Source organism: Paenibacillus guangzhouensis, assembly GCF_009363075.1.
Taxonomy (GTDB): Bacteria; Bacillota; Bacilli; order Paenibacillales; family Paenibacillaceae; genus Paenibacillus_K; species Paenibacillus_K guangzhouensis.
Map to the genome: position 1 here is coordinate 1,943,887 of NZ_CP045293.1, position 23,656 is coordinate 1,967,542.

Here is a 23,656-nt window from a genome sequence, read left to right on the forward strand (position 1 = left end):
GCTGCTTTTATGTTGCTCAACGTATGGCCTTATTGTAATCTTTCTATCAACCAATAAAATGCTAGTACAAAAATAAGGCAAGACATTGTGATCATCAGTTTGCGATACCATGGGAACTTTTGCAACCAGATCAGGATTGGGAGTAATAGACATAGAATCATGAGCTGCCCCACTTCCACACCTAAATTAAACGTTAAGAGTGAGCCGATCAGATTCGTCTTTGGAAGTCCCGTTTCGGCCAATGCTCCAGCGAAACCCATGCCGTGAATCAAGCCAAAAATAGCCGTTAAGATCCAGCGCCATTTCGCCTTTTGAACAAACAGATTTTCTACAGCTACATAACAGATCGACAACGCAATCAAGGCTTCGACCCATGACGGGATCACTTGAATGCGGCCCGACGCTACGAGGAACAGGGTAATGCTGTGGGCGATTGTAAATGCAGTAACAATCTTGATCGCATCCTTGAAGCGAGATGCAATTAATACGAGAGATAACAAGAACAGCAAATGGTCATAGCCGGTTAGGATATGTTCGATTCCGAGTACGAAGTATTTCCACAGGACGGAGCCAATCTCAGTCGGAGCATTCTCGGCCTCAGGTAAGGTGACCTGAATATCTTGTCTATTGATATCAAGAATATCCTGATAGAAAAAATTCGTCGAATGAACCGAGAGTCCACTCGTATGAACAGGCGCATCTGCAAACACCAGATTGTAGTGAATATTAAATTGTTCGATCGTTTCATCGGCGGTTAACTTTAATTGAAACACGACGCCTCTTGTAGAACCCTTTGTTGTCACGTCCATCGCAAGCAATTCCATCGTTAAGGGTTTCGAATCTACTTCGATGTGAAGATCTTTCTGTAAAAAAGATTGGACTCCTTCCTTTTCCGACAGCAGTTCCTCGTTCTCCAGATTACCATCCTTGTTGGTATCAAATTGAACAAGCAAGTCTCTTTGATCCAGAAATAGTTCATAGTTGATCTCGTTCCCTTTAACGACGATCGCCGAGTAACCCATGCTTGCGGAATGCGCATATGAAGTTGTGGAAGTCCCCAAAAATAATACGATAATGCTAAAGGATAGGAATGTTCGTAAGTTCATCTGCTGGACCTCATTTCATAAACTGTACCAAGTAGAGAAGGAATTCCTGGTGAAATTAGTCCAAGCCCTCCAATAGTGTTTTCAATTGAGGGTGAAGATTCAATGCATTCAGAATGATCGTCAGAGCCTCAGCGCGTGTAGCGCTGCCTTTCGGATCAAATACCCCATTGGGCTTGCCGCTAATGATGCCCGCTGCCGCAGCATCCTTGATTAGATTTGCCGTATACGAGCTTGCTTTTGCCATATCCGTAAAGTTGCCTTTTGAAGCATCTTTGTCCACGTTACTCAAATCCACAATACGGGACAGAATGATGACCATTTCTTCTCGGCTGATCGTTTTATTCGGTTTGAAGGTTCTATCTCCATATCCGGTAATAACTCCTGCGCTTGCGAGTTTCTCAATCGCGTCTTTAGCCCAATGACTGTCAATGTCATTCAGAACAACCGCATGATTATCGCCGCCGATGATATCGAATGCGCGAGAGATGATCGTTGCAAACTCGGCGCGCGTAATTTTACCGTTCGGATGAAATGTTCCATCCTGATATCCAGCGACAACATGCAGTTTCACGAACGTACTAACGGTCTTCTCAGCCCAGTGTCCTTTTATGTCAGCCAGTTCAATCTTTACATTTGATTTCTTGGCTTCCTCGATCTTGGACTCGATCTCATGAACTAAGTTTTTTCCATTAATAATTTTACTGTTGAATACATCATCCCCTTTAGAGGGATGGTTATTTCCGCTATTTCCGTTATTACTATTGTTTCCGTTGTTTCCGCTATTTCCGTTATTTCCGCCGTTACCACCATTCGATGCTTTTACATCTACCGATAACTTGTTATTGCCTGAAACAACAGTAGACACTAACTGCGAATCCAACAGTTTCACACTGTCCAGAACAATGTCGGCCGTTCCCTGACTAGCCGCATGAAAGGTTAGTGTAGCTAGTGTTACATTCCCGTTCTGGCCTGGGTTATTGCCTATTTGCGTATGTGCGATTTGAATCTTATTCCCGTTCACAATAGGATCTACCGAAAAGCCGTTACTTTCACTAACTCCCTTCACAAACACCAAGCGGTTGGTATCATAGGTTAAATTGACTTCATATGCATACATGTCGCTTAATTGTTTTCCATTCACCGCAACTTGAAAATCCTCCCCTTTAGATACATTTCCTTTCGATATCGAAAGGATGAAAGATGGGTCGGATTTTGCATATACAGCGAATGTGGGAAGTAAGAGCACCGTCAAAAGCAATGTCAGACTGACAGAGAATAGTTTTTTTATCATCGAAGAAATCCGCCCTTTCGGAAAATACTTCTGAACATTCAGAGGAAGAAGATCAATGGGGGATAATATTAGATATCCCCCTCATTTTACTCCCGTCCCATCCTGAATTTCGCTGATGTAATCAAGCAAACAAGGTACGGCGTTGTTTTATTGCAAGATCGCTTTGGCTATGATTGCAAGGTCCATAATATCAATCGTGCCGTCATGATTTACATCCGCTTTCTCATTCCAACCTGTTTGACCTTGTTGTTTGCCGTAAACCCCTGAAACGATAGCCAAGTCTCCAATAGAAATTCTTCCATCGTTATTGACATCTGCAGTTATTCTCTTGGTATCAAACCATTGAATTGCCGCTTCCAATGCGGCTTTCGCATTGTCCACCTGCTGCTGAGTGGTATTCGGATCGTTTGCTGTCGCACTCGCCGCAGCAATTGCTGACTGCAATTGAGCTTTGGAGCCAATCGCGTATAGTCCGTCTCTATTGCCTTCCACTGCAGCATTGTACTTGGCTTGAGCGCTTGCGATCAATGCATTTAAGAGTGACTTATCTACAGATTTACTTATTTGTATCTCGTGGGAGGCACCACTGACCTGCAGCTCATTCCCCTGTCCGTTGGCAATTACAACATTATCTAGAGAGAATGTCGTCTTATCGGTAGCTTGAGTTACCCTTTTGGCCGTAAATTTGATTGCGAGCATATCGCCTTGGGCAGGTACGTTCGTGCCCACGCTGGCCATCACAATCCGGATTTGACCCGGCGCAGTCTCTTTTTGATCGACAACTTGGAAGCCGTCCTTCAATGATGTAATCGAATCGAGCTGCAATTTCTCCGGATCATAGTGGAGCGTCAATTCTTGAGCATACACCGACTGATATACGCTTTGCGTAACGCCGGTCAGTCCCATCGTTAAATCGAATGTTTGACCGGGGGCAACCTGCTGCAAACCTGTCAATGTAGACTGAGGCATTGTTGTCGCCGGCAGCACAGTCACGCTAATGCTTGTTGTCAATGCGACATTGTTCGGATTTGTCACACCTGCAGGCAAGGTTACAGTTCCATTTACCGTGAAGGTCTGTTCTATCTTTAGTGCTGGATCATAGTTTGCAGGATCTACATTCCATGACACATCGGCAATCTTACTTCCTGAATCGGTAACCAGTTCAACGGAAGAAGGCAATCCCAGGGCTGCTGCCGTCTTTGCTGTTCCGTTAACGATACCTGTGATTGCTGCGGGCGCTGTTATGCTCTTTAACGTCATAGGTTGAACGACTTCGAATGTCTTGCGATCCACTATCGTATAACCGTCATTGAGCATGAAGAGTGCATCATAAGTGCCAGGGGCCAGTCCATTGCTTAAGCTAACTCTTCCGTTTCCGGACTTTAAATAACTCCATGTAATAGATACACCCGCACCTGGAGGAACAGCTCCGGTTTTGTAGATGCCGACCCAATCCTTCCCGTTTGACGCTGCCCCATAATAGGATAGGGTAATGGCTTCCCCTTTGTTGTACTGGGATTTGTCTAGGGATAGAGATCTTTCTCCAGCTGCAAGAACAGTTACATCAATGCTTGCTGTCAATGGTATGCTGTTCGGGTTATCAACTCCGGAAGGCAGGGTTACGGTCCCTGGCACCGAGAAAGTCTGCGTCGTCTTGATATCCGGATCGTAGCTAACACCGCTTAAATCCCAATCCACACTTGTATCCACATTTCCTCCATCGGTTACAAGCGTTACTTTGGTTGGTAATCCAAGACCAGTCGCAGTCTTGGGCGATCCGTTACTCGCAGATACCGCTACAGGCGCAGTGATACGATTTAATTTCGCACCCTCAGTCGTAATGTCAATCTCCTGGTACGAACGGTTATACATGGAATCATCGGCGAATACCCGGAGTAAATATGGCGTTTTCGGCATTAAACCTGTAATCTTGTATTGCCTGTATTCGTCGTATGGCTTGTCCATCGGATACGAAAGGCTGTTGAACGACTTGTCCACTTCCCCAGTGTGCTTATTGGTAAGCTGAACATTGTATTCAAAATTGCGCACATTGTCATTTGCCTGCTTTATTGTAAAAGTAACTTCGCCGCTTTTTAAGGAATCGACCTTAATTCCCTCATCAAACTGCGGAGGTATGAGGTCTTTTGTATCGCTCCTGCTATACGTAAAGGCATCTTTGCCTTCGCCAACGTTTATTACACGAGGTGTGCCTACAAATTCATCTGTAGCTAAATTGTACTGTTTGAGAATAATTTTCGAACCGTATACTTCCATGAAATTTACGATTTTAGGTGTGGTTTTATAACTGCCATACGCACCTTCTATATATCCGCCGTACGGACCGTCATCTTGATAACTGGAATATGACACCGCACCGGAATCGAGAAACGTAGCCGCGCCTTGATAAAGAGAACGTTCGTCGGTCGGATCGTATTGCGTATGACCTGACATATAGAACACCTGCGAATAATTATTGTCGGCAATAAATTTGCCGAAACTATTACTTGCACCACTGCTCCAAGCCGATCCCCACACGGTTCCGCTAATAGGGTAGTGAGACATTGCAAATATCGGTTTTTTGGGATCATAATCTGGTTCACTTTTAATTTCGTTGAGGAAATTTGTAGCTTTTCCCACTGTGTTATTGCTATTAATATTTCCGTCAAAACCAATCAAATTATATCCTTTTATCTTAACTCGATAAGCACTGTTGTAAAAATCGTTATCGTACGACTGCGTGGATTCGTTCCACGCACCCGCCGTACCAACAGGTATTAATGTTTCGGAGCCGTTCATATCATGGTTGCCTTTTACCATATATAACTTCGTATGGTCAAATAAGCCCTCACTTTTAAGTTTATTGACGACGTCCGTCATCAAACCCATCCACACATACTCATTGGCATTGTTACCGCCAGTAATGTCGCCAGGCATCAACATGACATCGGACTGAGGGAATGTACTCAAGGATTTTCTAATCTCTTTTTCTATGTTCTCTTTTGAACCGGGATGACCATTGATTTCCGGGTCGCTGTGCACAGTTATATTTAAATCGGCTGGAGTTGATGTTTTATTGCTTTTTTGATAGATGAAGATGGCGTTGTTTAGTTCACGTACGTAGTAATTAATCGTTTCCTGTGTAAAAAATTTTACTTTTTGCGTTGTTGCAACCGTGTTTGCCATATCCAAAACCTTTTTCAAAGAATTAAAATCGGTTTTGCTGAAGCCGCTTCCTAGACCGCCTGCTACGATTGTATTTGCTTCTGATATGGCGTTGTTCAGCGCGTTCATATCTACTTCATGTCCAGCGTAGCTATTATAATTCGCTTGAATTGCATCGCTGCTAATGACGCCTTCCGAAATCATCAGATCAGCGATAGCGAAGGCATTACCTCCTTTGTTGCCCAATCCGTCGCCACCAATAACCAATGGATTAGACGTATCTAACGATCCGTGTCTCAGCGTAGTATCAGCCATTTTGTAGGCATCGATATACAGCGACGCAAGCATTTTGTCTCTGTCCACAACAAAGGTCACGTAGCGCCAATCGGAAGCATTAAACGTGTTGCGCCCAAAGGAAATGTCCTTTACTTTTGCGGTCGGGAATCCAAAATTCATGTTGACCGAATTGGCCGATGTGTAAATCGCCCAGCCTGCGTTAGAGCCGTTGCTAAAATCCTTATTAGATAAAATGACATTATTATTTTTCGTGTCGCCCTTATACCAGAAGGATACAGTAAAACTCTCTTCACCAAATTTCAAGCTTTGAGGCGTACTGATAACATTGCCGTTTCCACTGTCCAAGTGCAGCGCTTTAGTTCCTGATAATACGCCTTCTACAAAACTATAATTTCCTTTTGCTATCAAATCTTGCTGAGTTACATCGTCCTTCAAATTATTGTCGAATTTAATCGATGCGATAAGGGGGTTGGTGTTGGCACCAGCAGCAGCATTTTCTGCGTATGCGTTCGTCGATAACATTCCGAAGATCATCGTTAATATAAGGGTAAATGACAACATTCTTTTCACTCGAGAAAACCTCCTTATAAGAAGTTAATAGGCCTCTGTTCAGCAGCTCGTAACCTTGCGTTCAAATCAATACAATGAATCATCCTCCCATTTTTATGATCACACTTTTCCATTCGTTCAAAAATTATTGTACATTCACTTCGTTCCTTTTGTGTCAAATGACTGTAAACTCCAAATCAAGATTATGTAAAAGACCGCTTCCATCATCAACTGGCATTTGATGTGTAGTTATTGTTATAATGAAATAATTCATTCAATAAATTTTGAACATAGGAGTGAACAGATCTGTGTCCCAAACCCAGGAAAGTGAAGAACGGCGGCTTCGTATCCGAAATCAAATGATCGAAGCGATTGCGGAAACGATGGATTTATACGGCGCTACGCATTCGTCAGGCCAATTGTACGGGATTATGTTTTTTGAGAATCGGCCGATGACGCTCGACGAGATGAAAACACAGATGAACATGAGCAAAAGCAATATGAGCTACGCTGTCAGATCGCTCATGGAATCTAGAATGGTGAGCAAACTGGATGAAAAACAAGATCGAAAAGAACTGTACGCCGCAGAGACTGATTTTTTTCGTGCGTTTCAACACTTCTTCTCGCATAAACTGCAACATGAAATTGATGTGATGACGGGGGCTATTGATCTAGCGCTTCCGGAGTTGAGTGAGCTCATTCTTGAGGAGCATACGAGCGATGAGGAACGAAAGCTTGCGCTTCAGGATTTGCATAAGATCCGTCATGCGAGGACGTATTACGAGTGGCTGCAGCAATTTGTAGAAGCACTGCGACAAGGAGAGTTCTTCACAAGAGCCGCCGTCGAAGAGGAGTCAGCAGACAGCAGAAAAGACGCAAGATGAGATAGCTATATCTCACCGTGCGTCTTTTTCATTTGCTTAATGGAATAAATTATTGCAAAATCGCTTGAGCTACGATGGTAAGATCCATTAGTTCCACTTTACCGTCGTGATTCACATCTGCCTTCTCATTCCACCTTGCTTGACCTTGCTCCGCACCGTAAGCGCTTGCAACGATAGCTAAGTCCCCAATCGAGATCTTTCCATCTCCATTGACATCTGCGGATATTTTCTTACTTTCGAACACTTGAACAGCCGCTTCCAACGTCGCCTTCGCTAGGTCTACCTGCTGTTGAGTAGCACTTGAATCGTTAACTGTCGCTTGGGCCGCTTGAATGGCCGACAGTAATTGTGCTTTGGAGCCAATAGCATACCGACCGTTCTCATTTCCTTCGACGGCGGCATTATGCTTGGACTGCGCACTTGCGATCAGCGCGATCAGTGCGGACTTATCGACCGTTGGGATGCTTAATTGGATCTCGCGCGAGGCACCGTTGATCTGCAGTTCGTCCCCCTGCCCGTTAGCAATCACAACATTACTTACTGAAACGGATGTTTTCGCTGCCTGGGTTACCAGCTTCACTTTGAATTTGAATTTTAACACATCACCTTGAGCTTTCACGCCTTGATCCACCCCAACGCTGGCAGCAATGATTCGGACTTTGCCAGGTACAGCCTCCTTCTGGTCGATGATTTGAACACCGTCTCTAACCGATTGAGCCGATTCGTACATCAATTTCTCCGGATCATAGTTGAGCGTCAAGTCTTGGCCATACACTTGCTGAAACACACCTTGGGTAACGTCGCTTAATCCCATCGTCAGATCAAAGGATTGACCGGAAACCGCCGTCTGAGGACCCGTTAATGCGGCATTCGGATCTCTTATTGCTTTGGCCAAGTCAACAATCTCGCTTCCGCTAAGTGCCTTGTTGAATATTTTCAATTCATCCAGGCTTCCTTTGAAATAAGACGTTCGCAATCCCCCAGATACTTCTGCACCGACTAACGCCATAGGACCATTCATTTTCGCGTTGATCGTTTCTTTAAACACACCATTCACATAAAGAGACGTGCCGGTGCTGGTACCTACAAAAGTCAAATGAGTCCATTGGTTAGCAGGGATACTATAGTTGTACGTATAATCTTTGGAGCCGTAGACGGTAATCCCAACTTTACCTGTTTTATTATATTGGTTGATCTTAATGGCTGAAGATGCTCCGCTCAGAAGTGCCTCATTTTGCGTCGTATTCGGCTGGCCGTTGACCCACACACCTACCGTCCAGTTTCCTGTAATATCTTCGCCGCCTATATTGACATAACCTGAGCTTCCATCGAGGCTTATTCCTTTTCCAAACTTACCTGTCGTCCATGTCGCGCCGCCAACTAATGTTCCATTCTTGTAGCCAGACGCATCCACCAAAGTGGTTCCCGATCCTTCATCCATCTTCCACTCGGATTGAATAGGGACAAACGGAGGCTCCCATACAATCGGGTCGGCGAAATACTTTATTCCTTTGTTTTGCAATCTTGACGTTTGATCGATCAGTCTACCTTTAAAATCATCCCAGTTTCTATTGCTCTGAGCCGTCCAGCCGACTTCAGCATTCGCGATTAATCGCGGATAGAGCATATAATCCAAATGATCTTGGGTCTCAAGCGTTTCTGACCATAAGGTACTTTCAACCCCATAAATATTGGCTCCTGAGATACAGTCTGTTGGATTCCATGCGTAAGCTTTATTCGTACTGACTAATCCTCTCCAAGATAAGCCAATTGGCGTACTGCTGTAATATTTCATGTCGAGATACGCGTTAGCCGGTGATACGATGACCTTCATCCCTTTAGCTTTCGCTGCGGTCCCCGTTGAAGCGGTGCAATGCCAGTTCTGTAGAACCGAATCGCTCGTGGCGCCGCTTGAGGTATCCGACGGGTCCCATCCAACAACGTTTTTTCCATACTTTTTGGCAATCGCTGTAACTCTGCCAACAAAATAATCATAATCGGCTGCTGTAGTAGAGTCCGATTCGTCCCCACCCAAGTGAATATAAGGTGAAGGTGAAATGGCCGCTAGCTCACTTACGACATCGTCAACAAATTGATAGATAAACCTCGGAACGAGCCATGAGGGTGCTATACCCTACAGCGATATCGGTACGCATCGGTTTTTTTTGTCCATCCGGATTTAGTTCCCCATAGGAAGCTAGAGCCGCATTCGTATGACCAGGCATATCGATTTCTGGAATGACTTCAATATAGCGATCGGCAGCATAATTGACGATATCTTTAAACTGCTCCTGGGTGTAATGTCCTCCAGGACCACCGCCTACCTGTCCTTTGCTTCCAATCTCCACGAGAGCAGGCCTGGATTTAATTTCAATCCGCCAACCCTGATCATCAGATAGATGCATATGCAGCTTGTTGATCTTATACTGCGATGCAAGATCGATCTGACGTTTCACTTGATCCACGGTAAAGAAGTGCCTTGCCACATCCAACATGAGGCCACGATATTCGTAAGCAGGCTTGTCACTAATATTGGAACCAGGGATCACCCATTGTACGCCAGTAACAACGCTTTTCTTCTCAATATCTGCCGGTAAGAGCTGCATGAACGTTTGAATACCCCTGAAGACCCCTTCTGGTTTCAAAGCAGTAATCGTAACTTGATCGGAAGTTGTGAGTAGCTTATACCCTTCATTCCCTTGGTCAGACGCTCCACCAATTGTCGTCAGGTATATGCTACCAGGAACAGGAGTATTAGATTTGATGATATTGATCTGGTATCCGGTCGATGTATTCAGCTTCGTAGCGAGCATTTGTCCATTTTTGAACAGCTCATCGGTTTCCTTCGCGTTGTTTCCAGCAACATAGATGGATGTGGATGGTGTTAACAGAAACTGCCCCGCTCCAGCCGTATAACTTACGGGCTTTGGTAATATCGAAGGCTGACTTGTTGCAGCGTTAGCCACACCGGGAAATGAGCTTATCAATTGCAAGGATATAAGTAAAGTTAAGGCTGTAGAAACTGCTTTTTTCACGATTAATTTGTTCAACCGCATTTCACCTCTTCTACATTTTACATCGCCTCTAGGCATAAGCCGAGGCGGCCAGAACAAATCGTGCTCTTATCTTTTAATCCTGTTCAAGAGGTATTCCTTGTCCCTCATTCCTCCCTTCTAAAAATACAGCCTCCAGCTACGATTTCAAATGTTCAACCATAGCTTGCCCTAATCTTAAGGGGGAAAATGGAATCCAACAATGCATTCGGCAAAAGCTCTTATCTTTCATTTCTAGCTAACACGATCTCTGAAAAATCGACTCCTTATGTTCTGAATATGCTGTATCAGCATCGTTCAGATCAAATTTACTCCATGAATGTAATGCTCTGTTCATATTCCGTTCATAGTCCAAGCATATACTGATGTCGTACCAGAGAAGGAGGAATTTTTCATGAATATGGCATGGAAAGAAATGAAGAAAAGCAAAGCAAAATTTATTATACTCGGATCTATTATTTTTCTAGTTAGTTTTCTTACCTTTATCATCTCGGGATTAGCGAACGGATTATCCCAAGATAATGCAGCCCTCATAAAAGACTTGCCACAAGGGCATTTTTATATGAATACCGATGCAAAGAAAACGTATAATCTCTCCAAAATTGAACCAAGCTTACAGGATCAAATCTTGAAGGAACACACGGATGCAGCTGCATTTTCCATTCAGATGGGCTTTGTGAACGATGCAGAGGACAAGCAGCATACAGTCGCATTCGTGACTTCAACGGATTCGCCCTTATTCGAGAAAGTCGCTCCGGGGGAAATCGTGTTAGATCGCTCGTTGGAGAAGGATGGCATTAAAATCGGAGATGAATTAACGAACAATCAGTTCAATGGTACATTCAAAGTGGTTAAATTCGTGGATCAGAAAAAATACAGCCACGCTCCTGTCGCGTTTATTAACATGGACAACTATAAAGAGATCTACCGGACGAAGGGCTTGCAGCTGATGTTCGTCCCAGGAAAAGATGTGGCGTCATACACGGATTTAGATTCATTTTCAAATAATGAATTTCTTAACACCATCTCAAGTTACAAAGCAGAGAATATGTCCCTGAATATGATCATTTGGTTCTTGATTGCAATTAGCGGCCTGTTATTCGCGATATTCTTCTACATGATGAATGTTCAGAAAATCGGATTGTACGGCATCTTGAAAGCGATCGGTGTAAAAACGGGGACGCTGTTCCGAATGATGTGGTCTCAAATGTTCATGATCACCATCGCCGCATTAATTTTATCCGTCGCTTTTAGCCAAGGGTTTAACATGATTGCACCAGAAGGCATGCCGTTCCATCTAACCATGGAGTCTACACTACTATTATCGATCCTATTCATAGTGATCGGGTTTATCGGCGCTACGCTCTCTGGCCTCCAGGTTAAGAAAGTAGAACCTTTACATGCCATTCAGCAAGGAGATGTGTAATATGACAACTTTCACAATACAGGACGTAACAAAAACTTTTACAAATGGCGAAGTCGAAGAGCAAGTATTGAACGGGATCAATCTTTCGTTACATGAGGGAGAAGTTACGGCACTTGTGGGGGCTTCCGGTTCTGGTAAAAGTACGCTTCTTACCATCGCAGCCGGCCTGCAACGTGCTACCGGTGGACAAGTACGCTTTGAAGAGAACAATATTACCGCTATGACGCAAGAGGAAGTTCGGAAAATACGAGCAAGTAAGTTCGGGTTTGTCTTTCAATCGTCTCATCTTGTCCCTTTTCTTACCGTGGAAGATCAGCTTCTGTTAATGCTTAACGTGTCGGAGTCGACAATGTCCAAACGCGAGCAAAAAGAAGAAGTCGCGAAGATCCTCAAATTAGTCGAAATGGATCATCGGAAAGATGCTTACCCTTCTTCCTTATCTGGTGGGGAAAAGCAACGTATTGCTATCGCCCGCGCCATCATCCACAAACCGAAAATTCTATTCGCGGATGAACCGACGGCAAGTCTGGACTCCAAACGGTCCAGGGACGTCATGACACTGATTCGAGATTTGACCAAAAAATTGAACATTACGACACTCATGGTCACCCATGATGAGGAGATGCTCCCATTTGCGGATCGCATCATCACAATGAAAGACGGATTGATTATACAATAATGTTCGTGAAGAGAAGGCAGCCGATGACATGAATCGGACTGCCTTCATATTCTATTAATTCATTTTCACTAATTTCCACAACTGATTCGATGAACCCCGCCCCGTGTATTGGATGATGGATGCAGAATCGGAAGTCGATTCGCCTTTCACGTCAAGTACTTTATCGCTATTGATATTTACGATGGAGAAATAACCTCCACCTGCATCCATAAGCTTCCATTCCTGATTCACGCCTCGCCAATCCGTATCGTGATACTGAACGACCTGTGCTCCATCTGATGTGGATTCGCCTTGAATGTCCAGCATTTTTCCACTATTCCGGTTTTTGATTTTATAAATGCCACGGCCCATGTCTATAAATTGCCACTGTTGATTGGCTCCGCCATTCTCTGTGTATTGAATGACACTTGTACTGTCGTCAAGATAAGCTCCTTTGACATCCATGACCTTCCCGGAATTTTTATTCACGATTTTGTAGTAAGCAGATGGCTCAATGGCTGCGCTGGATGTGTAATTGTTAAGGGTTACGCCATCGACGACATATGTTGTTACGGAATATGGAGGCACAACATTCTGAAACGACTTATTGTTCAAGGACACAGGGATATTACTAAAATTCTCAGGCGTTACACCATTGGATGGAGCTACCGTACGATAAGCCGTTATTCCTCCTGTAATATCAGCAAATTTAGATAAATCATATGTAACATCATTTGCCGCACTGCGGTCGTTAACCGTAACGATGACAAGCTTCTGTGATGCTGTATCATAAGCCGCGATAGAATCTCCATCTTGGATATCGATCATTTTGTACCCCGGCCGTATGAACTTGCTCCATTGAGCCATCGACCAAAACTTTTGTTTTACGTTCGGTGTAAAATTGTTATTATTCGCATCGTTCAAATCTGTCTCAATCATCCCCCAGCCAGGAGCGGCATTATCCTCTACGGCTTGCCAATAAACCCACGCCGTATTCTTCATATACTTGATATCCGACACGATGGATCTCGACATTTCAATCCCGTTCGCTTCCCCATCACCGTGTTCCGACATCCAAATCGGTGTATTGCCCGCTGCATAGAAAACTTGTTTACGATCCGAATCGTTCCCATAATACGTATGGACGTTATACTGGCTTATCATGGACTTTGTAATATCCGTATAAGCATTGATCGTGTCTCTCGCCAGCCAGACTGCATTCGAATCAGCGGAGCTTTGGGTGGTAGGCAGCCCTTTCTGCACTAAGGCACCATGCACCTTCTGGATAATCGTCCCCCTGCTGTACTGCGAGTAAAAGGCTCCCTCTTGCCGGTTGCCATACAACCATAATCCATCCGGTTCGTTAATAGGAGATAAGGTTCTGAACGTAATTCCTTCATCGTCTTTAAAATGTTGAACAACCGTAGTCAGATAGTCCGCAAATGATTCAAACATGTCCCCTCTTAGGTTATCCATGCCAGGCAATGGCGCGCCGGATACGCTGCCGCTATTCGTCATCCACCATGGCGGCGAATTAGCAAAGGCCTCAGCGATAAAATGTTCGGGCGTCGTTCTAGCTTGGGCGGCGTGCAGCATCCATCGTTGATTCGCATCACTGCTCCAATCGTAATTCGCTGTGGAGCTTGACTTAAAGCCTGGAACAGCCGCTCGAAGCTCCAAGAAATGATGCTGCGGATTTTCACCGCCGCCGATATTATATCGAACAATATTCAAGCCAAGTCCTTGGTTCACATCGAACAATTGATCGGCATACCAATTCCGTACTGTGTCCGTTGCACCACCGATTCGGTTTGCGAACCATGCTAATGAAGTCCCCCAACCTTCCCAGGTTTGATACTGCTTATCCGGATTTACGATGGCCGTATAAGAGCTTGCGTATGCCGTTCCAGGAATCCATTGTACACAAAGTGAAAGAAGAAGTGTCGCAGCGGTGAATGCAGCAAATCTGCGCCTAAGCGATGAATGTCTCATGTCATTACGTCCTCCAATCAATCATTTTTTGGTATTGAGCTATACGTTAATGATTATGATGAAGGTGAATGAACAACGTAAACTGCACTATTTCAACATTCGTGAACAATCGGTATGTTTGTGGTGTATACATTTTAAAGAAGACGTAGAAAATGTCACAAAACTTCCCCTCTTCCCGTTATATGTGCATAACGCAAAAGGAGTGGTTGTCATGAAAGAATTGACTTGTATCGTCATCGGTGGAGGATATGCTGGTATTCATGCCATAAAAGCAATTCGTAACACATGGAAGGGCGGGGTGAACAAACGTCCTCTTCGATTGATCCTTATAGACAAGAATCCGTTTCACTTTCGCAAAGTATTACTATTCAAACCCGCAGTGACGAACGAAGACATTAGGGTCCCACTAACCCAATTGTTCCCTGAAGGGATTGAATTCGTCCAAGCGACCGTCACGAACATCGAATCAGGAGAAAAAAAGCTGAACTATACGGATGTCAAAGGTAATAAGAACACGATGCAATATGATATTCTTGTTGTGGCCGCAGGCAGCGTCGTGAGGCAGCCCGACCCGTCTCAAGGAGGAATTGCATTAGCGAGCCTGGACGACTCTCATAAGATCAAAGAAACGTGGCGTGCGAATCTAAAGAAGGCCGTTGCGGAGACGAACGCGAGAGAGCGTCAACGCTTGATGACCATTGCCGTGTGTGGAGCAGGCATCAGCGGGATCGAGACGTCTGCCGAACTCGCTCATTACGTGCATGAAGAAGCGGTTAAATTGGGACTTGATTCGAATGCTGTAAGAATAAACTTATACAACACGAATAAGAGTCTTTTCCCGGATGGACCGGTGAAGGTAGGACGCAAACTGGAGCACTCCCTTAGAGCGAGCGGTGTTACCGTTCAACATGGTGTCAAAGTACTTCACGAAAAAGACGGTACTCTCACCTTATCTAATGGCGAGACGCTATCCGTCGGCCTTTGTGTCTGGACACTGGGGTTGTTACCCAATCCAATGCTTCGTAACATCAAGCTGCCGGTTACCTCGGATGGGTTCCTGATCGTCGATTCGAGCTATCGGGTTCAAGGCACTACAGGCGTATACAGTATCGGCGACTGCGCTAGAATCGTAGATCCTGCCAGCGGACGTGCCGACGGCAAGACGTGTAAGGAAGCCACAGCTCAAGCTGCGAGGCTAGTTAAGATCGTATTGGCGGATCTTGAAGGGCGTCCGGCACCCGTGCATAAGGGGTTTATTGACTTTTTCTGCTTCGGCTTAGGCCCTGAGCAAGGAATGGCATGGACGCGCATGTGGGGCATGGATCTGGTATTTACAGGTAAACTCGGATGGCGTTTGCGTAAATTCACTTGGAATTCGGCAAGCCTGCTGAAGTAGCATATTGTTCGGATCCCGGACAACCTGCAACCTGCCATAGATCATGAATCATGATGCCAAAAAGGACACCATTCAAGGTGTCCTTCCTTTACTTGATCGAGCCGCTATCTCTTTGGATTCCATACACCTTATCTATTGCGTGACATAGGCTGAAGTAAAGAACCATCTAGGAGGGTTATGATGTGGTATCGTTGTCCCTTATGCGGTAACTGGCGATCTGACCAGACAATTATCGAAGAATGGAGTGCGGTTGTTCCCCCACCTGCACCAGAGGTAAAATCAGTCATAATTGAACCTAGAAGTACCGCTCTCCTTATCTTAGATATGGAGAATTCGATATGTAACAATCAGCGCTGTATTGCGTCCATCTCTAGGATTGACAATTTATTGGCTCAAGCACGTGAGGTAGACATGCTAGTCGTCTATAGTCTTACCCATGCAGGGAACATTTCTGATATTAATCATCAATTACGCCCTAATCCGACCGATCCCATTGTGAAATCAAACGTAGATAAATTCTACAAAACTGATTTAGAGGATATTTTACAAAAGAATCATATTCGAACGGTTATTGTAACTGGTTACGCAGCGAATGGGGCGGTTCTTCACACAGCTACAGCTGCTGCATTCCGTGGATTTCATGTTGTGGTTCCTGTTGACGGAATGTCTGCCGTCAATCCATATGCCGAACAGTACACAGCATGGCATATGCTTAACAGTCCTGGAACACGAAACCAAGCCGTATTGACGAAAACGGATTTCATCGTATTTACCCCTTTTTAAGGAGCATGAATTTTGCGATTATCCTTTCATTACAATCGAAAGCGATACCCTGCACCCCATAACGTCTCAATGTATTGGGCTTTGGATGCGTCGATTTCAATTTTCTCTCTTAGCTTACGGATATGGACCGTTACGGTCTGTGAATCACCTAGCGCATCCATTCCCCATAATTTCTCGAATAATTGATCCTTGCTGAATACACGGTTAGGATTCACTGCTAGAAAATAAAGTAAATCGAACTCTTTCGCCGTCAGGATCACCTCTTGCTCATGTACAAAAACTCTTCGTGACCCATAATCGATCAAGAGGCCATGAATACGAATTTCTTCTTTCTTTTCCATGCTGCCTGTCAGTCGCTCAAATCTTGCTAAATGGGCTTTCACCCTTGCAACCAATTCACCCGGTTTGAATGGCTTGGTAATATAATCATCTGCGCCAAGACCTAAGCCCCGAATCACGTCGATGTCTTCTTTCTTCGCAGTAACCATGAGAATGGGGACATTGTGCTTCTCACGAATTTGTCTGCAGACATCAAAACCATTGATTCGTGGAAGCATCAAATCCAAAATAATGAGATCGTACTCGCCGCTCATCCCGAGTTTTAACCCTACCTCGCCATCCGTCGCGATATCTACTTTATAACCATTCGCCTCTAGATAATCTCTTTCCAGCTCCGCGATGATTTTCTCGTCTTCTACGATTAGAATTTGCTTCATTGTTGGTCACCAACTTTATGATTTCTCCGTGGGAGGGTCATTGTGATGCATGTACTCTCTCCCATCATACTCTCTGCTTGAATGGTGCCTTCATGACCATCCATGATTTGTTTGGTTATCGCGAGTCCGAGCCCGCTCCCTCCCGTGTGGCTGTTACGAGAAGGATCTGCGCGATAGAACCGTTCGAATACATACGGCAATGCGCTTGGTTCGATCCCTTGGCCATTATCCGTCACCTGGATCATAACGTTATCTTTTGCATTAAAAGCCCGTAGATGAATCCTTTTCTCCGTTTTGTCCATATATTTTAACCCATTATCCATAATATTCGCGAATACACGCTTCAATTTGTCTCGATCGATTAGCACATACGTCTCCGGTTCTAATTCGATATTCGATGAATAATAGACACCTTGTTTACTGAGGTCAAATGCAAGTTCTTCCGATAAATCCAATATAAAAGCATAAAAATCAACGATCTCAAATTGAAATGGCAAACGATTCAAATCCAGCTTGGAATATAAGAACAACTCATCAATCAAGTGGTCCATCTCTTCTGCTTTGGACGAAATAATATCGATATACTTCTTTCTTTTCACCGGGGTGTCTGCAATTCCATCTCCCAGGCCATCAATATAGCCTCGAATTGCGGTTAATGGCGTTCTAAGATCATGAGAAATGTTCGAGATAAGTTCTTTGCGATTCTCTTCATATTGAAGTTGGGTCTGAATCGAATGCTGGAGCTGAATTCGCATTTGTTCAAAAGTAACACTGAGCTCCCCGATCTCATCTCTGCTCGTCGGTTGAACTTGAAAATCTAAATCGCCTGCTTCAATACGTTTCATGGCATTCTTCAGCTTCTGAAGAGGTCGAATGATACTTCTAGATACGAAATACGTCAATAAGGTGTTCGTCAGAATCAGAATAATAATACTGGTGATAAAGAGGATTGGGAAAAATTTCTGCGCGAAATTAACGACGGGATTCACGTTGGTCACAACGATGACACTACCTGGTGTTTGGTCAGCGAATCTAAAGTCAAAATGTCCGAACGAAATGAGCTCCTTGCCAATATGTTCTACTTCATCTCTCTCCACATGTCCTGATCCTTCATATGCCGGCAAATGCTCCAGAATATCCGTCTGTTGTAATGAAGGAGATGAATAGATAATGCGTTGATCTTTACGTACAATCAAATTGGATTTAGTCGCTCGCAACTCACGATCCAGATCCGCCAAATAACTCGAATCATACAGAAGGGAAGGATTCTTCTCAACGGATCGTTTCATCTCCTTCAATATACCTTCAACATGTTGATCTTCGAACATGCGATGGGCACCTGCTCCATATTGTTCACGGATCGTCTGAAGATCCCCCCGAAATACAACAGTTAAGAGTACTGCGGTGAAGAACGTGATCACCAGCGGAATAATTAACATAGCAGCATAGGAGAGCAGTAACTTAATACGAATCGACATCGATAAATTCCCCGTTTATACTTCTTTTCGATCAAATATATAGTAACCTAGCGTAAAAAACAACACGCAGCTGGATAACAAGTACAGTGAGGTGGACCATAGTTTACCTACAGCAACAGTATGACTCATCCATAGCATGTGCCAATCGGTATAGGAGGTTGGAGAGAACGTAGACATGGCCCCCCATAGAAATGGTGATATTTTCAGCGCTACATCAAGTATAATGGCTGATACCATGAACCCACTTGCACTCTTGAAAAATTGAGATATCAAAACAAAGAGTGCAGACAGTGCGACCATCGCAACGAAAGCAGCCACATAGGCCTTGAATACGCTCATTCCCTCTGAGAAGCTAAGGGCAGTACCCGCAAATACATTACAGATGAATGTAACCATGCCTAGTAATCCAAGTAACGCACCAATCCCCACAGCGAGTGCTGCAACCTTCGCACAGAACACTTGAAACCTCGTGTTTGGTCGTAAAAAAGCAAGCTTCAAGGTTCGTGCTGCCACTTCACTTGGAAATAGATCTGCCGTCATTGTTAAGATGAACAACGGAATCCATATCACCGTATATATACTTAGCATCTGAATTGGGAAGGATTGACTAACCGCTACAAGTCCCAATAGAGGCTGTAATGCGTGAAGTGATACGGCCAGCAGAATCGGAAGAATAACCGAGAATGCGAGGAATGCTACCATTTTCTTGCGATATAAGATGAGCGATAGCTCATTCATAAACCCAGCTCTCCATCTATGCACGCTTCTTCTCCCCTTTTCTGCTTTCTATTTCGTGAATATAGAATTGTTCCAGCGACTGTTCACGTGCCAGCAAATGAGATACTTCACCTTCTTGAACCAGTTGCCCATCAACAATGATTCCCACGCGATTACATAGTTGCTCCAATTCGTGAATCATATGACTGGAGATGAGGAATGTCGTCCCATACTCACTAGACATCTGTTGAATAAGCCTACGAAACATGACCGTGCCTTCAATGTCCAGACCGTTCGTAGGTTCATCCAAAATAACAAACTTCGGATTCGGCAAAATAGCAGCAGCAAGCGCTAATTTCTGCTTCATGCCGGTCGAATAATTTTTGATTTTATCTTTGCGAACTTGGATCAAACCTACAATCTCTAATACTTCCATCATCCGTTGATCTGTAATATTCGGATAAAATCGACCTACGAGCTTTAAATATTGCCATGCTGATAGAAAATCATGAAAATCCGCGGATTCAATCATACATCCAACATGCTGCATACCCTCTTCAAATTGATCGATTAGGTCTCCATTAAATAGTGTAATCTTCCCTTGATCCGCACGGATCAATCCTGTAATGAGCTTCAAAAATGTTGTTTTTCCCGCCCCATTCGGCCCAAGTAATCCATACACATCACCGGCATGCAGCTGCAGACTTATATCCCGAATCCCTCTACTGTTACGATATACTTTCGTAAGTTGATGCGTCTCTAATATCGGTTCCATCTGGATGATACCTCCTTCATATGGTGATGCAGCAGATAGGCGCTGAGTAGAAGCCTACCTGCTGCTGATCCATTCTCGTTACTTCATTTATTCATTGTCATCGTGAAATTTACCATGATGACGGTTATCCATTTGTTGAACCTTTTTACCAGAAAGATCAATCGTATCTGGTGTTGTTGTGTTATAACCCATAAGGTTCGCCTGCAGGTGTACAGTCACTTGATGCGCTGTGCCGCTAGCATCTTTACCGGATACCGTGATGTCGGCTTCTTGATGCTCAATATAATTAGCAGCGTTAACATTCGCTTTGAAGGCAACCTTCTCGATCTTAATATCTTGTGTCAATTGAGGTGTCTGAACGTTAAGCACATCACGATTAAATGGAAATTGTTTTGCATCGTTATTGTCCTTCTTCTCTCTATTTTGTTCATGATTGGAAGCATGTTTTATCACAATCGGTGCGATCGCGTTCACGACAGTTGGAATTTGTGAATTATCGAGTTGAGCCGCAATCTCTTTGGAACCATCTGACTTCGCATTTACTGTGACATAATCCTTCAAGTTCCCTACCAGCGCGTCAATAACCGTCTCAACTTGTTGCGGAATTTGCGGATCTAGCGTTTCTTTTGTATCGTGCTTGTTCTTATCTTTACCTCGTTCTTGTCCTACATAATACGTGTCACTGCTACTTGTTTTAAGTACGGTCTGATCATTCTGCTTATAGAAGTTAACAGACTGTGTGGCACCATTCACCTTTACATCTGCACTACCGCTCGCTGCCTGTTTGTCTAAGCTGATCTTGAAGTTGCCTGTCGCGCTAGCAAGAACATTGCCATTATCCTGCAACGTAGCGGAGGCTTGCACAGCTACATTCTGGATCGTTCTTGTGTTCTTCAGTGCAGATTTATACGCGTCATACCCGGATGTACTCGCGAATGCACTTACTCCTGTTGTAATCATCATGACGCTGCTAATGCCTAGTGCGCTGCCTAGCATGAACCATTTCTTCTTCATGTTCTACCTCCTGGAAATAAGATTTTTGAATTACAAGATCAATCTTAGGCAGTAAAACTGAAAAACTTGTGAAGCATTTATTAAAATCTTATTAAATCAACAAAAGTCAGCATACGTTAATTTTCATCAAAAAAAGGCAACTGTCCACAACAGTTGCCTTTCATTCTAGTTCACATTTATGGCGTAAACGAAGTCACTTCAATGTGCTAAAGTTTCCATCAAACCGGCTGCATCGCCTGCATGAACCTGCCCATTCGCTCCAGCGCCTTCTCCAATTCGACAAGCGACGTCGCATAGGAGCAGCGAATAAAGCCCTCTCCGCCTGATCCGAATACATGACCCGGCACGACCGCCACCTTTGTTTCTTTCAACAGCCGAAGAGCGAATTGCTCCGATGACATGCCCGTTGAAGCAATGGAAGGAAAGGCATAGAAAGCTCCCTCAGGCTCGTGACAAGTCAACCCGATTGCATTCAAACCGGCTACGAAGAGTTTGCGCCGTTCATTATAGCTCGCCATCATCTCATCCTTCGTATCCATGCCATGGCGCAATGATTCAAGCGCGGCAATCTGTGCGAGGGTGGGAGCGCTCATCGCCGTATACTGGTGGATTTTCAGCATGCCTGCGATCAACTCCCGTGGGCCGCATGCATAGCCTACCCGCCACCCTGTCATTGCGAACGCTTTGGAAAATCCGCTGATGACAATCGTACGCTCTTTCATACCCGGCAAGGAGGCGATGCTGACATGTTTGCTCCCATAGGTTAGCTCCGCATAGACTTCATCTGAAATGACAACCAGATTATGCTCGATAACGAGCTTGGTAATCGGCAGCCAATCCTGCTCCGTCATCACTGTTCCGGTCGGATTACACGGATAATTAAGCATCAAAATCTTCGAATTCGGCGTAATTGCCGCTTGTAGTGCTTGCGGGGTCAGCTTAAACTGCTCCTCTGCTGTAGCCGCTACCTCCACAATTTTACCGCCATGCAGATGAGTTATGGGCTCATAGGCAATATAGCTTGGTGCCGGAATCAGCACCTCATCGCCCGGATCGATCACCGTCCGGAGCGCCAGATCAACGGCTTCACTGCTTCCTACCGTCACGATAATTTCTTGCTCGGGGTCGTAGGAGAGCGCGAAGCTGCTCGCAAGATAAGATGAGATCTCCTCCCGCAGTTCCATCAAGCCGGCATTGGAAGTATATTTCGTCCGACCCTCACGCAATGCCTGAATACAAGCTTCACGAACCTTTTCTGGTGTATCGAAATCTGGCTCTCCGACACCAAGAGCAATTGTATCACTAGCTGATGCAGCCAGATCAAAAAAAGCGCGAATCCCCGATGGCCGAATATCTCGAACACGTGAGGATAAAAACTGCCCTGTACCGTCTGCACTAAACATATTGCACCATCCCCCATTCCTGTTTCCGTTCATGGAGCGAGCTGGCAATAATACGGTCCAACAGCTGGGTAAAGGTCATACCTGCAGCAGCTGCGCTCTTCGGTAGAAGGCTGTTCGCGGTCATCCCCGGCAAAGTGTTTACCTCCAGCACATAAGGGACATCCTCACGCAATATGATATCGACTCTTGCATAAACCTTGCACTGCAGCATCCGATAGCTCGTAAGAGCCGCCTCGCATACACGCTGATGCGTAACAGGTGGAAGCTGAATCACCTTCTCTTCTGCGCCGCCGTCTTCGTATTTCGCTTTGTAATCGAACCACACCGAATGCGTGGAGCGAATACCGAGAATTGGTAGTACCTCGCCATCCACGATCGAACAGGTGAGCTCCATCCCTGTAATATAAGGCTCAATCAAGATCTCCTGATCCATGCTGTTAGCCTCCTGAACAGCCACCCTCAGCTCCTGTTCATTCTGTACAAGCTGGACGCCGATGCTCGATCCCCCCGTATTCGGCTTCACAATAACCGGGTACCCTAGCTGCTTCACCATCTGTGGATCATAATCTTTCATCCCATGCCAGCAAAGGCCCACAGGTGTATGCACACCCGCTGACTTCAACAACATCTTGGACAGTTGCTTATTCATGCACAAGCTGCTTGCGAGGACACCGCTTCCAGTATACGGAATGCCCAGTGTCTCAAGTGCTCCCTGCACTGTGCCATCCTCGCCATATTGACCATGCAGCGCGAGAAGCGCGAGATCAATGCCTGCCTTCTGAACCTGTTCGATTAAGTCCGCTCGCTCATCGATTACGATAGGAATTACTTCATAGCGATTTCGATCCAAATGATGGATGATCTCTTTTCCTGTCTGTAGTGAAACCTCACGCTCTGAGGATATTCCGCCCATAATAACGCCAATTTTCATCATGACACCTCATTTATGCTCAATA

At 44.7% G+C, this 23,656-nt stretch carries 18 protein-coding genes; 5 read left to right on the forward strand and 13 right to left on the reverse strand.

The annotated features are described in order from the left end of the window. Positions 1–29: 29 nt before the first annotated feature. The 3 genes from GCU39_RS08845 to GCU39_RS08855 form a co-directional block, all read right to left on the reverse strand. Positions 30–1,106: a HupE/UreJ family protein gene (locus GCU39_RS08845; RefSeq protein WP_152393181.1), complete on the reverse strand. Its 1,077-nt coding sequence runs from the start codon at positions 1,104–1,106 to the stop codon at positions 30–32. Between the two features lie 55 nt (positions 1,107–1,161). Beyond that, positions 1,162–2,247: an S-layer homology domain-containing protein gene (locus GCU39_RS08850; protein ID WP_227793499.1), complete on the reverse strand. Its 1,086-nt coding sequence runs from the start codon at positions 2,245–2,247 to the stop codon at positions 1,162–1,164. A 297-nt stretch (positions 2,248–2,544) separates the two neighbouring features. After that, positions 2,545–6,417, reverse strand: a complete 3,873-nt coding sequence (locus tag GCU39_RS08855) for a cohesin domain-containing protein (protein ID WP_227793613.1) — start codon at positions 6,415–6,417, stop codon at positions 2,545–2,547. Between the two features lie 347 nt (positions 6,418–6,764). On the opposite strand from GCU39_RS08855, the gene GCU39_RS08860 reads away from it, so the two are divergent. Next, a complete protein-coding gene (locus GCU39_RS08860) occupies positions 6,765–7,289 on the forward strand; it encodes a GbsR/MarR family transcriptional regulator (protein ID WP_227793614.1) in 525 nt (174 codons plus the stop codon). A gap of 49 nt (positions 7,290–7,338) precedes the next feature. Here GCU39_RS08860 and GCU39_RS31865 read toward each other — a convergent pair whose 3' ends face one another. Together GCU39_RS31865 and GCU39_RS31870 are read right to left on the reverse strand one after the other, a co-directional pair. Beyond that, complete coding sequence (locus GCU39_RS31865; protein WP_407671699.1) at positions 7,339–9,420, reverse strand: family 20 glycosylhydrolase; 2,082 nt, start codon at positions 9,418–9,420, stop codon at positions 7,339–7,341. Next, positions 9,374–10,324, reverse strand: a complete 951-nt coding sequence (locus tag GCU39_RS31870; protein WP_227793501.1) for a family 20 glycosylhydrolase — start codon at positions 10,322–10,324, stop codon at positions 9,374–9,376. The genes GCU39_RS31865 and GCU39_RS31870 overlap by 47 nt, the downstream gene beginning before the upstream one ends. A gap of 412 nt (positions 10,325–10,736) precedes the next feature. Between GCU39_RS31870 and GCU39_RS08875 the strand changes: the two genes are divergently transcribed. After that, the gene (locus tag GCU39_RS08875; protein WP_152393185.1) at positions 10,737–11,768 is read left to right on the forward strand and encodes an ABC transporter permease; all 1,032 of its coding nucleotides are present in this window, start codon (positions 10,737–10,739) and stop codon (positions 11,766–11,768) included. A 1-nt stretch (position 11,769) separates the two neighbouring features. Next, on the forward strand, positions 11,770–12,447 hold the full coding sequence (locus GCU39_RS08880; protein ID WP_152393186.1) for an ABC transporter ATP-binding protein: 678 nt from the start codon (positions 11,770–11,772) through the stop codon (positions 12,445–12,447). 54 nt (positions 12,448–12,501) lie between these two features. Here the strand turns inward: GCU39_RS08880 and GCU39_RS08885 are convergent, their stop codons facing one another. Continuing rightward, a complete protein-coding gene (locus GCU39_RS08885; protein ID WP_152393187.1) occupies positions 12,502–14,418 on the reverse strand; it encodes an RICIN domain-containing protein in 1,917 nt (638 codons plus the stop codon). Positions 14,419–14,629: 211 nt separating this feature from the next. Here GCU39_RS08885 and GCU39_RS08890 point away from each other — a divergent pair, with 211 nt between their 5' ends. Both GCU39_RS08890 and GCU39_RS08895 read left to right on the forward strand, forming a co-directional pair. Continuing rightward, positions 14,630–15,814, forward strand: a complete 1,185-nt coding sequence (locus GCU39_RS08890; RefSeq protein WP_152393188.1) for an NAD(P)/FAD-dependent oxidoreductase — start codon at positions 14,630–14,632, stop codon at positions 15,812–15,814. Positions 15,815–16,138: 324 nt separating this feature from the next. Further along, on the forward strand, positions 16,139–16,597 hold the full coding sequence (locus GCU39_RS08895; protein WP_265333536.1) for a cysteine hydrolase family protein: 459 nt from the start codon (positions 16,139–16,141) through the stop codon (positions 16,595–16,597). A gap of 29 nt (positions 16,598–16,626) precedes the next feature. On the opposite strand, the gene GCU39_RS08900 is transcribed toward GCU39_RS08895, so the two are convergent. The 7 genes from GCU39_RS08900 to GCU39_RS08930 form a co-directional block, all read right to left on the reverse strand. Beyond that, positions 16,627–17,313: a response regulator transcription factor gene (locus GCU39_RS08900; RefSeq protein WP_152393189.1), complete on the reverse strand. Its 687-nt coding sequence runs from the start codon at positions 17,311–17,313 to the stop codon at positions 16,627–16,629. Continuing rightward, on the reverse strand, positions 17,310–18,791 hold the full coding sequence (locus GCU39_RS08905) for a sensor histidine kinase (protein ID WP_152393190.1): 1,482 nt from the start codon (positions 18,789–18,791) through the stop codon (positions 17,310–17,312). Before GCU39_RS08905 ends, GCU39_RS08900 begins: the two co-directional genes overlap by 4 nt. A 15-nt stretch (positions 18,792–18,806) precedes the next feature. Beyond that, entirely contained in the window at positions 18,807–19,553 is a 747-nt protein-coding gene (locus GCU39_RS08910; RefSeq protein WP_152393191.1) for an ABC transporter permease subunit, read from the reverse strand. Continuing rightward, positions 19,546–20,283, reverse strand: coding sequence for an ABC transporter ATP-binding protein (locus tag GCU39_RS08915; protein ID WP_152393192.1), 738 nt, complete (start codon positions 20,281–20,283; stop codon positions 19,546–19,548). Before GCU39_RS08915 ends, GCU39_RS08910 begins: the two co-directional genes overlap by 8 nt. Before the next feature lie 87 nt (positions 20,284–20,370). Then, positions 20,371–21,297 (reverse strand): hypothetical protein, encoded by a 927-nt coding sequence (locus GCU39_RS08920; RefSeq protein WP_152393193.1) that lies wholly within the window; start codon positions 21,295–21,297, stop codon positions 20,371–20,373. 218 nt (positions 21,298–21,515) lie between these two features. Beyond that, entirely contained in the window at positions 21,516–22,700 is a 1,185-nt protein-coding gene (locus GCU39_RS08925) for an aminotransferase class I/II-fold pyridoxal phosphate-dependent enzyme (protein ID WP_152393194.1), read from the reverse strand. Further along, positions 22,693–23,631, reverse strand: a complete 939-nt coding sequence (locus GCU39_RS08930) for a D-alanine--D-alanine ligase (RefSeq protein ID WP_152397147.1) — start codon at positions 23,629–23,631, stop codon at positions 22,693–22,695. Before GCU39_RS08930 ends, GCU39_RS08925 begins: the two co-directional genes overlap by 8 nt. Positions 23,632–23,656 lie beyond the last annotated feature (25 nt).

What these genes read in the sequence shown, in the direction of transcription:
- GCU39_RS08895 (WP_265333536.1), top strand. Translation starts at nt 16,139, where the DNA reads ATGGAGAATTCGATATGTAACAATCAGCGCTGTATTGCGTCCATCTCT.
- GCU39_RS08930 (WP_152397147.1), bottom strand. Translation starts at nt 23,631, where the DNA reads ATGAAAATTGGCGTTATTATGGGCGGAATATCCTCAGAGCGTGAGGTT.
- GCU39_RS08920 (WP_152393193.1), bottom strand. Translation starts at nt 21,297, where the DNA reads ATGAAGAAGAAATGGTTCATGCTAGGCAGCGCACTAGGCATTAGCAGC.
- GCU39_RS08860 (WP_227793614.1), top strand. Translation starts at nt 6,765, where the DNA reads ATGATCGAAGCGATTGCGGAAACGATGGATTTATACGGCGCTACGCAT.
- GCU39_RS08875 (WP_152393185.1), top strand. Translation starts at nt 10,737, where the DNA reads ATGAATATGGCATGGAAAGAAATGAAGAAAAGCAAAGCAAAATTTATT.
- GCU39_RS08845 (WP_152393181.1), bottom strand. Translation starts at nt 1,106, where the DNA reads ATGAACTTACGAACATTCCTATCCTTTAGCATTATCGTATTATTTTTG.
- GCU39_RS08900 (WP_152393189.1), bottom strand. Translation starts at nt 17,313, where the DNA reads ATGAAGCAAATTCTAATCGTAGAAGACGAGAAAATCATCGCGGAGCTG.
- GCU39_RS08905 (WP_152393190.1), bottom strand. Translation starts at nt 18,791, where the DNA reads ATGTCGATTCGTATTAAGTTACTGCTCTCCTATGCTGCTATGTTAATT.
- GCU39_RS08885 (WP_152393187.1), bottom strand. Translation starts at nt 14,418, where the DNA reads ATGAGACATTCATCGCTTAGGCGCAGATTTGCTGCATTCACCGCTGCG.
- GCU39_RS08855 (WP_227793613.1), bottom strand. Translation starts at nt 6,417, where the DNA reads ATGTTGTCATTTACCCTTATATTAACGATGATCTTCGGAATGTTATCG.
- GCU39_RS08925 (WP_152393194.1), bottom strand. Translation starts at nt 22,700, where the DNA reads ATGTTTAGTGCAGACGGTACAGGGCAGTTTTTATCCTCACGTGTTCGA.
- GCU39_RS08880 (WP_152393186.1), top strand. Translation starts at nt 11,770, where the DNA reads ATGACAACTTTCACAATACAGGACGTAACAAAAACTTTTACAAATGGC.
- GCU39_RS08915 (WP_152393192.1), bottom strand. Translation starts at nt 20,283, where the DNA reads ATGGAACCGATATTAGAGACGCATCAACTTACGAAAGTATATCGTAAC.
- GCU39_RS08890 (WP_152393188.1), top strand. Translation starts at nt 14,630, where the DNA reads ATGAAAGAATTGACTTGTATCGTCATCGGTGGAGGATATGCTGGTATT.